Genomic DNA, 12,189 nt, shown 5'->3' on the forward strand with positions numbered 1-12,189 from the left:
TAGAATACTCCGCCGCTTCCTTGATGGGAGCGGATCACCGGCCGGCACAGGGGCTTGACGACGCACCAACGAGTGCCCGTGCCATTACCCGTATGCGGTGCCTGGCAATGGATCAGGTGGCGGCATACCGAAAAGTGAGGTTCACGATGAAACAAGGTATCCACCCGGATTACAAGACGGTCAATGCGACCTGTTCCTGCGGCGCCACCTTCGAGGTCGGTTCCACCGCTGGCCACGACCTGAGCCTGGACGTCTGCTCTCAGTGCCACCCGTTCTACACCGGCAAGCAGAAGCAGGCCACCACCGGTGGTCGCGTCGAGCGCTTCAACAAGCGTTTCGGTGCCGCGCTCAAGCGTTGATCGTACGGAGCTGAACGCGCCAGCGAGAAACGCTGGTCGACGATGCTCGGGCAATGTCCCCTTCGAACCCGCCTTCATGGCGGGTTCGTTGCGTCTTGGGGCGCGCAGAGGAACGGGGGCAAAGGACAGGGCCCGCGACCGCGTGAGCGATCCCGTTATTGCGTTGCATCAATGCGCAACGCGCGGCGGGCGACTAGGCTTCAAGCAGCAAAGGGAGGCGATGGTCGGGCCTCATCGTTGTCACGGGGCGAACTCGCGCTTGCCCGAGCGGTGAGCTTCCAGCGTCACCCTTGGCCCATCTCTGCGCTCACCTTCCTTGCATCTTTCTTCATGACAAGGGTTGGTGCAATGCAGCAAAAGTTGTCGACATTGTCAGCGAAAATCCTGAAACGGGCGTATAACTGACGCTTTTCTCAATCATGTTGAGAAATGGAATATTTTTCTATATTGTGTTGCCACCGTTCCACAAGGACATCCGGACACCAAGCATGACGGACGCAAAGAAGCAGGCTGCGCTGGACTATCACGCTCTCCCCATTCCCGGAAAGCTGTCGGTCGAACTGACCAAGCCGACCGCCACGGCCAAGGACCTGGCGCTGGCCTACAGTCCCGGCGTGGCGGAGCCGGTGCGAGAGATCGCGCGGGACCCGGAAAACGCCTATCGCTATACCGGCAAGGGCAACACCGTTGCGGTGATCTCCGACGGCACCGCCATCCTTGGCCTCGGTAACCTGGGGCCGCTGGCGAGCAAGCCGGTGATGGAAGGCAAGGGTGTGCTGTTCAAGTGCTTCGCCGGCATCAACTCTGTGGATATCGAGGTCGACGCCGAGAGTCCCCAGGCATTCATCGATACCGTGGCGCGGATTGCCGACAGCTGGGGCGGCATCAACCTCGAGGACATCAAGGCACCGGAGTGTTTCGAGATCGAGCAGGCGCTGGTCGAGCGCTGCAAGATCCCGGTGTTTCACGATGATCAGCATGGCACCGCCATCGTCACGGCGGCGGGCATGCTCAATGCGCTGGAAATTGCCGGCAAGTCCCTCGATCAGGCGCGTATCGTGTGCATGGGCGCCGGCGCCGCGGCGATCGCCTGCATGAAGCTGCTGGTGGCCTGTGGTGCTCGCCCCGAGAACCTGGTGATGCTCGACCGCAAGGGCGTTATCCATACAGGTCGTGAGGACCTCAACCAGTACAAGGCGATGTTTGCGGTGGACACCGACAAGCGCACCCTGGATGACGCCATCGATGGAGCCGATGTGTTCATCGGTCTGTCCGGCCCTGGCCTGATGACCGCCGATCATATTCGCAAGATGGCCAAGGACCCGATCGTCTTCGCCTGCACCAATCCGGATCCGGAGATCCATCCCGACCTGGCGCGGGAGACCCGCCCGGACGTGATCATGGCCACCGGACGTTCGGACTATCCGAACCAGGTCAACAACGTGCTCGGTTTTCCCTTTATCTTCCGCGGTGCCCTGGACGTGCGCGCCACCCGCATCAACGAAGAGATGAAGGTCGCCGCCGTCCACGCGCTCAAGGACCTGGCGCGGGAGCCGGTGCCCCAGGCGGTGCTGGAAGCCTACGAGCAGGACGCCATGAGCTTCGGCCGTGAGTACATCATTCCGACCCCGGTGGACGTGCGTCTGCTGGAGCGGGTGACCTCGGCGGTGGCCCAGGCGGCGGTGGACTCCGGCGTGGCCAGAAAGCCCTACCCGTCGCACTATCCGCTCAAGACCATCGACGACGTCTACGGCGGCTGAGCCAGGCGCCGATAGATCCAGGCGCCGCTAGATCCAGACGTCTCGACAGCAACGACAAGGCCCTCCAGTGGAGGGCCTTGTCGCGTCTGGTGGCCGTAATCCGATCGGTCCTGGTCGCTAGAACTCGTAGCGCAGTGACGCCGAGGTGATGCGGTCGGTCTTGGCCTCAGCGTCCTCGGGGGGATCCCAAGGGATGGGAGCTGCTTGAGACCTCGCAGCTTAGAACTCGTAGCGCAGCGAGGCCGAGGTGATGCGGTCGGTCTTTGCCTCGGCGTTCTCAAGGGATGAGAGCTGCTTTAGAACTCGTAACGCAGTGACGCCGAGGTGATGCGGTCGGTCTTGGCTTCGGCATCTTCGGGGGGATCCGAGTTGTGCTTGATCTCGTGGGACAGGCGCAGCGACATATGGGCGTTGATGCGGGTATCCAGGGCGGTATAGGAGCGCACCGTCGAGTTCTTGCGGGTGGTCTCCAGCGACAGTTCCTGTTCGAGGGTGGCGCTATCGCTCAGCGCATAGCCGGCCTCCAGGGCGCCGTAGGCCACCGCCAGACGCTGGTCGTTCTCGCCGGGCAGGATGTCGGCACGATAGCCGGGGCCTGCCTCCAGCGCCAGGTGGGCGCGATCGTCGTCGATCAGCTGGCGGCCGTAGCCGGTGATGGCGGTGAACTGGTGGTCGTAGCCGCTGAAGCGATCCTTCTCCCAGCGGCCGAAGCCGAACAGATAGTGCGGGCCGACCAGTTCGCGGCGTTGGCGAAAGGACACCAGATACTGCTCCGCACTGGTCTCGCTGTCCTCGCTGGCGTGGCGGGCCTCGCCGCGCAGGCGTGACAGCCAGGCCCCCTGCAGCCAGGTCAGCTGAGCCTTGCCGAGAAAGGTCTCGCTGTTGGAGTTGCCCGACAGATGGGTGTAGCCGAACTCGACATGGCCGAGAAAGTCCGGCGAGTCGTCATGGACGGGGATCGGGGCGTAGAAGGCGTCCGCCAGCGCGGCTTTTATCGGCACAAAAAGCCCGAAAATGCATAGTGCCGTCGCGGGCAAATAAAAACGGGAAATCACCATAAGGTGGTCTCTAGGAAGGTTCAAGGCGTGGTGGGTAGCGCGAAGTGACAAGGGGCCCCTCCTTCCCGACGGGAAGGAGGGGTAATGGCCTTAGAAGATGGCTTCGTAGGCGCCGGTACCCTGGGAGCCGCTGTGGCGCTCGACGGCGCTTTCGACACGGCGGGGCTGTACGGTGGGCATGTGGTCTTCGTCGAACAGTTCCTCTACGCCGCCACCCTGGCCGTCGCGCAGCAGGCGACCGCTGTTGGCGTCGACCCTGGCGGTGATGATGCCGGGCGGCTGTTCGGGGATGTTCTCCGGCTTGCCGGCCAGCGCCTGGCCCATGAAGTCGACCCAGATCGGCAAGGCGGCCTGGGCGCCGTACTCGGCGGTGGGGGTGTTGTCGTCCTTGCCCACCCACACGGTGGCAGCGTAGTCGCCGTTGAAGCCGGCAAACCAGGCATCACGCTGGTCGTTGGTGGTGCCGGTCTTGCCGACGATGTCGGTGCGCTCGAGTGCCAGGGCGCGGCGGGCGGTGCCGCGCTCGACCACGTCGCGCAGCATGTCGCGCAGCAGGTAGACGGCACGCTCGTTGGCGACCCTGGGCGCCACCTCGTAGGTCTTGCCGTCGATCTGTGTGGTGGTCTGGCCTTCGCTGCATTCGCGGCAGGCCACGCGGGGGCTTGCCTCTTCCACCAGGGTCTGCTGCTCGCCCTGGGTGATCTTCTCGATGAACCAGGGCGACACCCGGAAGCCGCCGTTGGCCAGCACCGCGTAGGCGTTGGTCATTTCCAGCGGGGTCAGGCTGGCGCTGCCCAGTGCCAGCGACAGGCCGTTGGGTAGACGATCACGGGAGAAGCCGAAGTCCACCAGGAAGTCGATGGTGCGACTCAGCCCGATGTTCTGCAGAAGGCGAATGGTGACCAGGTTGCGAGAGCGGGCAAGGCCGACCCGCAGTCGGGTCGGGCCGAGGAAGTCACCGCTGGAGTTGGACGGGCGCCACAGTTCGTTGCTGCCGTCGTTGAGTACCACCGGGGCATCGTTGATGACGGTGGCGGGGGTCACCTCGCCACTGTTCAGGCCCGCCAGGTAGATGAACGGCTTGAAGATGGAGCCGGCCTGGCGACGGGCCTGAATCGCGCGGTTGAACTTGCTGGCGTCGAAGTCGAAGCCGGCCTGGAGCGCGAGGATCGCGCCGGTCTGCGGGTCCATCACCACCAGTGAGCCCTCGGCTCCCGGTTGCTGGGACAGGCGCCAGCTACCGTCCTCGCGCTGGAGGATGCGTACCAGGTCACCCCGGCTGGCGATCTGGGACGCCGAGGAGGGCGCCGCGCCGCGATAGCGGGCGCTCTTGTAGGGCGCGGCCCAGTCCAGCCCATCCCTGGCCAGGGTAATCAGCTCGCCCTCATGGGCCAGCACCTGCATCTCGCGACCTTCGCTCTTCACCACGATGGCGGGTTCCAGCGGACCATAGGTCGGGGTGCGCTCCAGTACCTGCAGCCAGTTGCTGACGTCGCCGTCGACGCCCTCGACGCTGGTCTGGCTGCGTTCGGCCGCGCGACGGGCCGTTTCCATGACCTCGGGGGACTCGGACAGCTCTTCCTCCAGGCCGGTGCGCTCGGTCTTTTCCTGGGCTTCGGCCAGACTCTGAGGAATCTCGGTGTCCTCAGGCCCGCGCCAGCCATGGCGGGTGTCGTAGGCGATCAGGCCATTGGCCAGCGCCTGGCGAGCCATGGGCTGGAGCTCGCTGTCGATGGTGGTGGTGATGCGATAGCTGCCGGTATAGGCCTCGTCACCGAAGCGATCGGTGGCGAACTGACGGGCCATCTCGGCGACATAGTCGGCCTGAACCTCGGCCTTGGCCACGTGGCGACTGGCGGTGATCGGCGCCTGAACCGCTTCGTCATAGGCGCTCCGGTCGATGTAGCCCAGCTCGCGCATGCGAAACAGGATCCAGTTGCGGCGAATCAGCGCGCGCTCGGCGTTGGCCAGGGGGTTGAAGGCCGAAGGCGCCTTGGGCAGGCCTGCGATCATCGCGTGCTGGGCCAGCGTCAGCTCGTCGAGCGGCTTGTCATAGTAGACCTCGGCGGCGGCGGCGATGCCGTAGGCACGGTGCCCCAGGAAGATCTTGTTGACATAGAGCTCCATGATTTCCTGTTTGCTCAGGATCTGTTCCATCTGCAGCGACAACAGGATCTCACGCAGCTTGCGGGTAAAGGTACGATCCAGCGTCAGCAGATAGTTGCGCGCCACCTGCATGGTGATGGTCGAACCGCCCGACTGGATATCGCCACCGCTGGACACCAGTTCCACTGCGGCCCGCGCCAGGCCCTTGGGGTCGACGCCGGGGTGTTCGAAGAACGCCGAATCCTCTGCTGCCATCAGTGCCTGGAGCATTGGTTCTGGAATGTCCTCGAAGTCGACCGGCATGCGGCGTTCCTCGCCGAATTCGCCGATCAGCTGACCGTCGCGGGTGTAGATGCGCAGTGGCGTCTGCAGCTCGAAGTCCTGCAGTTGACGGACATCGGGAAGCCCAGGAGCGAAGTAGAGGGCGGCACCGACGACGCCCAGGGCCGCGGCGGCGCCAAGCGATATCACCAGCCACACGGCGGAGAAAATGAGCGTTCTGAGATACTTCATGAAATCGCGGTGTCCATGCTGAGAACGAAAAACGGCGGGGCGAAGAGATGGGGTAAGGCAGTCCTTTGCGTCGGCCATTATAGGAACTGGGAGGGCCTGTCACCACCATTGTGACGAATTGCCCGTCTTGTTGCACAAAGTGCCGTCATGGATCAGTAAGGCCCGGCCAGGTTTTGGCTAGGCTGGCGCCACAGCGTCGTGCATCGGGCGCGGTGCCATGGTGGCAGTGTGATGGGCTCATGTGGTTTTCCTCGAAGGACAAGGGTCTGGTCGGTGTCGATATCACCTCCGCCTCGGTCAAGTTGATCGAGCTGGTGGAGGACGACGCCGGCCACCGCGTGGCCGGCTACGCGGTCAGACCGCTGCGTCAAGGGGCCGTGGTGGAGCGCCGCATACGTGATATGGGCGAGGTCATCGAGGTGCTGTCGCGGGTGGTCGAGCTGGCCTCTCCAGGGAGTCGAGAGGCCGCCGTGGCGGTGCCATCCCGCGCGGCGATAACCCGGGTACTGCGCTATCCGGCAGCGCTCGATGATGAAGAGATCGAGGCCCGTATCGAATGGGAGTCAGACAAGCACATACCGTTTCCGTTCCGTGAGGTGGCCTTTGACTTCTATCGCCTGGGACGCTGCTCCGACGATCCGCAGTGGCAGGAGGTGCTGCTGGTGGCCTGTCGTCGCCAGGACGTCGAGCAGTTGACCCAGGCGCTGGAGGCCAGCGGGCTCATGCCTGCGGCGGTGGATGTCGAGAGCTTCGCCATCGAGCGGGCCATCGCTGGCCTTTGCCGTCGTCGCCGACTGGGGGACGGCGCTCTGGCCCTGGTGGACGTGGGCGCCTACCTCAACACGCTGCACGTGGTGGTGGCCGGGCGCATCGTCTACAGCCATGACAGCCTGTTCGGCGGCATGCAGCTCACCGAAGCGATCCAGCGTCACTACGGTATCGGCATGGATGAGGCCGGCTTTGGCAAGAAACGGGGCGGTTTGCCGGACGACTATTCGCAGACGGTGCTGGGGCCCTTCGTCGAGACCCTGGTGGAGCACATCCAGCGATCGTTGCAGCTGTATCAGGTGTCGGACCATGTGCGCCCGCTCGAGCGACTGCTGTTGACCGGAGGTGGCAGCCTGGTCGCGGGGCTTGCCGATCGTCTGAGCCAGGCCCTCGGCCTGCCGGTCAGCCAGGTGGACCCGCTGGAGGGGATGGCGCTCAAGCCATCGCTGGACGCGGCGGCACTACGCGGCGAAGCGCCGGCCCTGCTGACCGCCTGCGGCCTGGCCATGCGAGGACGACCATGAAAGATGTGACGATCAACGAGGTCCAGGTCAATCTGCTTGACTGGCGCGAGGCCGCTCGCGCCAGGCGCACGCGACGCTTCTGGCTGGCGGTGGCGCTGTCGGCGTTGGCGGGTGTCGGGCTCGCGTTGACGGCGACGCTGTGGCTGCAGTGGGGGTTGAGGCAGATGGAGGCCCGCCAGCGACATGTCGCCGCTGCCGTCGAGCGTCTGGAAGAAAAGTCCGCCGAGATGGTCGATCTCGAACGCCAGCTCTCATTGCTGGATCAGGAACAGGCGTTGCTCGAGCGGCTGCAGGACGAGCGGCGCCAGACGCTTGCGGTGGTCAACGCCCTGGCAGCCACCCTGGCGCCTGGGGTCCGCTACCAGCGTGTCGAGCGCATCGGCGACAGATTGATGCTCGAGGGCGAGGCCGTCGACAGTGCCAGGCTGGTCGAACAGCTGCGCTCCCTCGAGCGTGCGCAGGTCTTTGCCGAACCGCTGTTGTCGCGGGTGGGGGCCGAGCAGGGCTATCAGCATTTTGCGCTGGAGATGACCCTCGCGGCATTGCCGGCGCTGGAGCCCTTGCCATGAATTCAGAGCAGGGCGGTGATGTCAGCTGGCGTGAGCGCTGGCTCGATGAGTGGCGCCGGCTCAAGGCGCTGGACTGGCGTCGGCTGGAGCTGAGTGAGGCCGGGCGCTGGCCGATGTCGCTGCGGACCCTGGTGGCGATCCTGGCTTTCGTGCTCGCCCTGGTGGCCATGGTGGTGGGCTATCTGCATCCCCTGTCACAGCGTCTGGTGGAGTTGCAGCGTCAGGAGCGAGAGGTGGTCGCCGACTTTGAAGGCCGCGCACGCGAGTTGGCGGAGCTTGATCGCCTCAAGAGGCTGTTGGTGGATCTCGATCAGCGTGTCAGCGAGCGGCGTCGCATGTTGCCGGATGGCGCCGCCATCCCATCGCTGTTGGAAGGCATCGGCCAGGTGGCCAAGCGTCGCGGGCTATCGCTGGAGGAGCTCGAACTGAGGCCGGCGCGCCCCCTGGAGCTTTATGTCGAGCGGCCTTTTGATCTGCGGGTGCGGGGCGACTACCACGCCATCGGTGGTTTCGTGGCTGATCTGGCCAACCTGCCTAGACTGGTGACGTTGCACGATTTCAGCCTGTCGCCGGTCGAGGGAGGGCTTGAGCTGCACGCGCTGGCGCAGACCTACAGTATTGGTGACGGGGCGCGCGTCGCCGATGCGCTGGTGGAGGGTTCATGAGGCGGCGCCGGCTGGTGGGCATGCTGATGGGCGCCTTGTTGGGTGTGGCCCTGACGGGTTGCCAGCAGGCGGACCTCGACGCCCTGGATCGGCGTCTGGACGAGGCGCTGGCGCCGGAACTCGATCGGCGGCCGGTAGCGTTGCCCGAGGTAGTGAGCCTGCCGGTGCTGCAGTATCGCTACGCCAACGCGAGAAGTCCCTTTCGCTTCGAGGGCCAGGGCTTCGGCGGTCAGCGGTTTGGGCAAGGCAGCGGTCTTGCTGCCTTTTCCCTGGACGAACTTGAACTGGTGGGAGTGCTGGGTCGAGGGCAGCGGCATTGGGCGCTGTTCGAGGCGCCCGATGGTCATCTCTATCGGGTGGCGCAAGGGGAGATGCTGGCCAATCCGCCCGCCAGGGTCGCGGCGATCAGCGGTGAGGCCGTCAGGCTGGAGGCGGTTGCAGGCAAGGACTATCGCTGGAAGGAGCGTGTCATGAGGATAGGCGAGTGAGCAGGCGACCTGATATCGGTTCATGTCGGACAGGCGAATCGGCGTTTTCGCCTGGGCAGGCGATCGCGCGGTGGCTGGTGGGGGTGGTGGTCGGTGTGCTGCTGGTGTCGCCGGGCTGGGCGCAGGGTGAGGGCTATCAGGGCGCGCCGATCACTCTGAACTTTCAGGATGTCGAGGTGCGCTCGGTGCTGTCGGTATTGAGTGACTTCACCGGTCTCAATATCGTCGCCAGTGATAGCGTCGCTGGGCGGGTGACCCTGAACCTGGAAGCGGTGCCCTGGGACCAGGCGCTGGACATGGTGCTGGAGAGCCAGGGGCTCGATAGTCGTCGGCAGGGCGACATCCTGCTGGTGGCGCCGGCCTCGGAACTGGCCGAGCGTGATCGCCTCAAGCTCGAGGCGGCCTCGCGGCTGGACGAGCTTGAGCCCCTGGTGACCGAACATATCGAAGTGCGGTATGCCAAGGCGGCGGAGCTCGCCGCCTTGCTGCGTGGCGAGAACGGTTTCGGGCTGTTGTCCGATCGCGGGCGCGTGGCCACCGATCCGCGCACCAATACCCTGCTGGTCCAGGACGTGGCCAGTCAGCTTGACGAGATTCGCTGGACCCTGGCGCGCCTGGATGTGCCGGTACGCCAGGTGCAGATTTCGGCGCGCATCGTGGTGGCCCGAGACAACACCGCCGAGGAGATTGGCGTCAACTGGGGGGCACGCAGCCGCCACGACAAGTTGCCTGTGGGGAGCGGGGACGGTGCCCTGTCCGGGGCGCTGGGTGAATCGGTTCAGATCGGTGATGGGGTCTTCGGCAATCGAGGGGATGCCTACGGTGGCCTGGGGGTGGATCTTGGCGATGCCCTGGATCCGGGAAGCTCTTTCAAGTTCGGCTATCTGGCCGGGGATGTGCTGCTGGATCTGGAGTTGCATGCGCTGGAGAGCGAGGGCAAGAGCCAGACCATCTCCGAGCCGCGGGTGATTACCGCCAATCAGCACACCGCCCTGATCAAGCAGGGCAAGGAGATCCCCTACCAGGAGTCCACCTCCAGCGGTGCTACCAACGTGGAGTTCAAGGAGGCGGTGCTGGCGCTTGAGGTCACCCCGCAGATTACCAGCGATGACCGTATCGTCATGGATCTGACCATCAACAATGACACCCTGGCCGAGCAGAGCTTCGACGGCGAGCCGGCCATCGATACCAACGAGATCCAGACCCAGGTGCTGGTCGAGGACGGCGAGACCGTGGTGCTGGGGGGGATTCTCACCACCCAGCAGCTGCATACGCTGTACAAGACGCCCTGGCTTGGCGATATCCCCTGGCTGGGAAAGCTGTTTCGCTATACCGAGGACGTCAACGATAAGGTAGAGTTGTTGGTATTCATCACTCCCCGGATACTCGACGACGGCCTGGCGACTCACTGATGCAGGAAGTACCCAACCTGATTCTGATAGGCCCCATGGGGGCGGGAAAGAGCACCATCGGCCGCCTGCTGGCGGCCGAATTGTCACGTCCGTTCTACGACAGTGACCACGAGATTCAGTCACGCTGTGGCGCGGATATCCCCTGGATATTCGATGTCGAGGGCGAGAGCGGCTTTCGTGACAGGGAAAGCGCCATGATCAGCGAGCTGGTGGACTACGACAAGGTAGTGATCGCCACTGGCGGCGGCGCGGTGCTGCGCGAGGAAAATCGCCAGCGTATCCGCGAGGGCGGTACCGTCATCTATCTGTTCACTACCGTGGAGCAGCAGTTGAAGCGCACCGCCAAGGATCGCAACCGGCCGCTTCTGCAGCGCGGCGATCGCGAGCAACTGCTGCGCGACATGTTCGCCCTGCGTGACCCGCTGTATCGCGCCACCGCGGACCTGGTGATCCGCACCGACCGCCGCGGGCCGCGCTCGGTGGTCAACGATATCGTTCGTCGCGTCCATCGCCTCCTCGACCCTCTCACCTGCAAGGCCTCATCATGAGCACACCCACGTCCGTGAATCCCTTGACCCTGACCGTCGCCCTGGGCGATCGCAGCTACCCCATCCATATCGGACCGGGGCTGGTCGATGACGGTGAGCGTCTGGCCTCCTATCTCAGTGGTCGCCAGGTGATGGTGGTGACCAACGACACCGTCGCCGCGCACTATCTCGAGCGGTTGACCTCGGCGCTGTCAGCGGCCGACGACCGCCTCAGGATAGAGACCCTGGTGCTGCCGGATGGTGAAGCCCACAAGAATGTCGATGGCGTCTCGCGCATCTGGGACGCCCTGCTGGAGGCCGGTTTCAACCGCAAGGCCACGCTGGTGGCGCTGGGCGGCGGGGTGATCGGCGATATGGTCGGCTTCGCCGCGGCGTCCTACCAGCGCGGCATCTCCTTTATCCAGGTGCCCACCACTCTGCTGTCCCAGGTGGATTCTTCGGTAGGGGGCAAGACCGGGGTCAATCATCCGCTGGGCAAGAACATGATTGGCGCCTTCTGGCAGCCCCGCGCAGTGCTGATCGATACCGCCACGCTCTCGACCCTGCCCGAGCGGGAGCTGTCCGCGGGTCTTGCCGAGGTGATCAAGTACGGACTGATCCATGACAGTGACTTTCTCGGCTGGCTGGAAGATGAGATGGCTGCGCTGCGTGACCTCGACGATGTTGTGCTCGCCAAGGCCATCGAACGTAGTTGCGCGATCAAGGCCGAGATCGTCGCCCTCGACGAGACCGAGCAGGACGTGCGGGCGCTTTTGAATCTGGGGCACACCTTCGGGCACGCCATCGAGGCCTACATGGGTTATGGCACCTGGCTGCACGGCGAGGCGGTGGGTGTGGGCATGCTGATGGCGGCGGACCTGTCGATGCGCCAGGGCTTTATCGAGCAGGCCGATGTGACGCGCACCCGTCGAGTGATCGAGCGGGCGGGTCTGCCGGTGGCGGCGCCCAGGGAAATGACGGTTGAGGATTTCGTGTCGCGCATGAAGCTCGACAAGAAAAATACCGATGACCGCATGCGCCTGGTGCTGATGCGCGCGCTCGGTGAGGCCTGCGTCTACGATCAGACCCCGCCGGCGCTGCTCGGCGAATGCATCGAGGCCTACCCGCGGGCCTGATGATGCCAGTCTCCAGCGTATCGACTGCGACGCCCGCCTTGCGCGGGCGTTGTCGTGTCTGGGGCACGCCGAGCTGCAAGGTTGGCTTTGGTTGGCACGGGTGGCTTTGGCGTGGCTTTGGCGTGGAAAGGAACGGCAAGAGACGGGACAGGTATTGGCCGAACAGGGCTTCACGGAGTGCGGTACGAGGTGCTGTCGACGGCTTCGGGATGGGGGGAATAGGCGCCGCTCATGCGTGGATCTGTATGTCGTATGCCTGATCGGCATGGGGTGTCGACAGTTTTTGCGACTAAAGTCTAGTGGC

10 protein-coding genes and 1 pseudogene are annotated in these 12,189 nt (G+C 64.6%); 9 read left to right on the top strand and 2 right to left on the bottom strand.

The window, feature by feature from the left end; translation table 11 throughout:
* Positions 1–146: 146 nt before the first annotated feature.
* Both rpmE and RBB39_RS13610 read left to right on the top strand, forming a co-directional pair.
* Positions 147–359 (top strand): 50S ribosomal protein L31, encoded by a 213-nt coding sequence (rpmE, locus tag RBB39_RS13605; RefSeq protein WP_045991147.1) that lies wholly within the window; start codon positions 147–149, stop codon positions 357–359.
* A 488-nt stretch (positions 360–847) separates the two neighbouring features.
* A complete protein-coding gene (locus RBB39_RS13610; RefSeq protein WP_045991146.1) occupies positions 848–2,119 on the top strand; it encodes a malic enzyme-like NAD(P)-binding protein in 1,272 nt (423 codons plus the stop codon).
* A 296-nt stretch (positions 2,120–2,415) separates the two neighbouring features.
* On the opposite strand, the gene RBB39_RS13615 is transcribed toward RBB39_RS13610, so the two are convergent.
* Positions 2,416–3,120, bottom strand: coding sequence for a YdiY family protein (locus tag RBB39_RS13615; RefSeq protein ID WP_231498599.1), 705 nt, complete (start codon positions 3,118–3,120; stop codon positions 2,416–2,418).
* A gap of 147 nt (positions 3,121–3,267) precedes the next feature.
* Positions 3,268–5,796, bottom strand: coding sequence for a penicillin-binding protein 1A (locus RBB39_RS13620; RefSeq protein ID WP_306169153.1), 2,529 nt, complete (start codon positions 5,794–5,796; stop codon positions 3,268–3,270).
* Positions 5,797–6,035: 239 nt separating this feature from the next.
* On the opposite strand from RBB39_RS13620, the gene pilM reads away from it, so the two are divergent.
* The 7 genes and pseudogenes from pilM to aroB all read left to right on the top strand — a co-directional run bounded on the left by pilM (position 6,036) and on the right by aroB (position 11,885).
* A complete protein-coding gene (gene pilM / locus RBB39_RS13625) occupies positions 6,036–7,088 on the top strand; it encodes a type IV pilus assembly protein PilM (protein WP_045991143.1) in 1,053 nt (350 codons plus the stop codon).
* Positions 7,085–7,657, top strand: a complete 573-nt coding sequence (locus tag RBB39_RS13630) for a PilN domain-containing protein (RefSeq protein WP_045991142.1) — start codon at positions 7,085–7,087, stop codon at positions 7,655–7,657. Before pilM ends, RBB39_RS13630 begins: the two co-directional genes overlap by 4 nt.
* Positions 7,654–8,322 (top strand): type 4a pilus biogenesis protein PilO, encoded by a 669-nt coding sequence (locus RBB39_RS13635; protein ID WP_045991141.1) that lies wholly within the window; start codon positions 7,654–7,656, stop codon positions 8,320–8,322. The genes RBB39_RS13630 and RBB39_RS13635 overlap by 4 nt, the downstream gene beginning before the upstream one ends.
* Positions 8,319–8,810 carry a pilus assembly protein PilP gene (locus RBB39_RS13640; protein ID WP_045991140.1) on the top strand — a complete coding sequence of 164 codons (492 nt, stop codon included), beginning with the start codon at positions 8,319–8,321 and terminating at the stop codon, positions 8,808–8,810. The genes RBB39_RS13635 and RBB39_RS13640 overlap by 4 nt, the downstream gene beginning before the upstream one ends.
* Before the next feature lie 122 nt (positions 8,811–8,932).
* Positions 8,933–10,222: pseudogene (locus tag RBB39_RS13645) on the top strand (type IV pilus secretin PilQ); the annotation flags it as partial.
* Positions 10,222–10,770, top strand: coding sequence for a shikimate kinase AroK (gene aroK, locus RBB39_RS13650; RefSeq protein ID WP_045991139.1), 549 nt, complete (start codon positions 10,222–10,224; stop codon positions 10,768–10,770). The pseudogene RBB39_RS13645 and the gene aroK, both read left to right, overlap by 1 nt.
* Positions 10,767–11,885 carry a 3-dehydroquinate synthase gene (gene aroB, locus RBB39_RS13655; RefSeq protein ID WP_045991138.1) on the top strand — a complete coding sequence of 373 codons (1,119 nt, stop codon included), beginning with the start codon at positions 10,767–10,769 and terminating at the stop codon, positions 11,883–11,885. Before aroK ends, aroB begins: the two co-directional genes overlap by 4 nt.
* Positions 11,886–12,189: the final 304 nt, after the last annotated feature.

The organism is Halomonas sp. MMSF_3323 (assembly GCF_030733595.1).
GTDB lineage: Bacteria > Pseudomonadota > Gammaproteobacteria > Pseudomonadales > Halomonadaceae > Halomonas > Halomonas litopenaei.

Bases quoted from the DNA above. Each gene is read 5' to 3' on its own strand.
- RBB39_RS13640 (WP_045991140.1), top strand. From the start codon at position 8,319: ATGAGGCGGCGCCGGCTGGTGGGCATGCTGATGGGCGCCTTGTTGGGT.
- aroK (WP_045991139.1), top strand. From the start codon at position 10,222: ATGCAGGAAGTACCCAACCTGATTCTGATAGGCCCCATGGGGGCGGGA.
- RBB39_RS13635 (WP_045991141.1), top strand. From the start codon at position 7,654: ATGAATTCAGAGCAGGGCGGTGATGTCAGCTGGCGTGAGCGCTGGCTC.
- rpmE (WP_045991147.1), top strand. From the start codon at position 147: ATGAAACAAGGTATCCACCCGGATTACAAGACGGTCAATGCGACCTGT.
- RBB39_RS13630 (WP_045991142.1), top strand. From the start codon at position 7,085: ATGAAAGATGTGACGATCAACGAGGTCCAGGTCAATCTGCTTGACTGG.
- pilM (WP_045991143.1), top strand. From the start codon at position 6,036: ATGTGGTTTTCCTCGAAGGACAAGGGTCTGGTCGGTGTCGATATCACC.
- RBB39_RS13610 (WP_045991146.1), top strand. From the start codon at position 848: ATGACGGACGCAAAGAAGCAGGCTGCGCTGGACTATCACGCTCTCCCC.
- RBB39_RS13620 (WP_306169153.1), bottom strand. From the start codon at position 5,796: ATGAAGTATCTCAGAACGCTCATTTTCTCCGCCGTGTGGCTGGTGATA.
- aroB (WP_045991138.1), top strand. From the start codon at position 10,767: ATGAGCACACCCACGTCCGTGAATCCCTTGACCCTGACCGTCGCCCTG.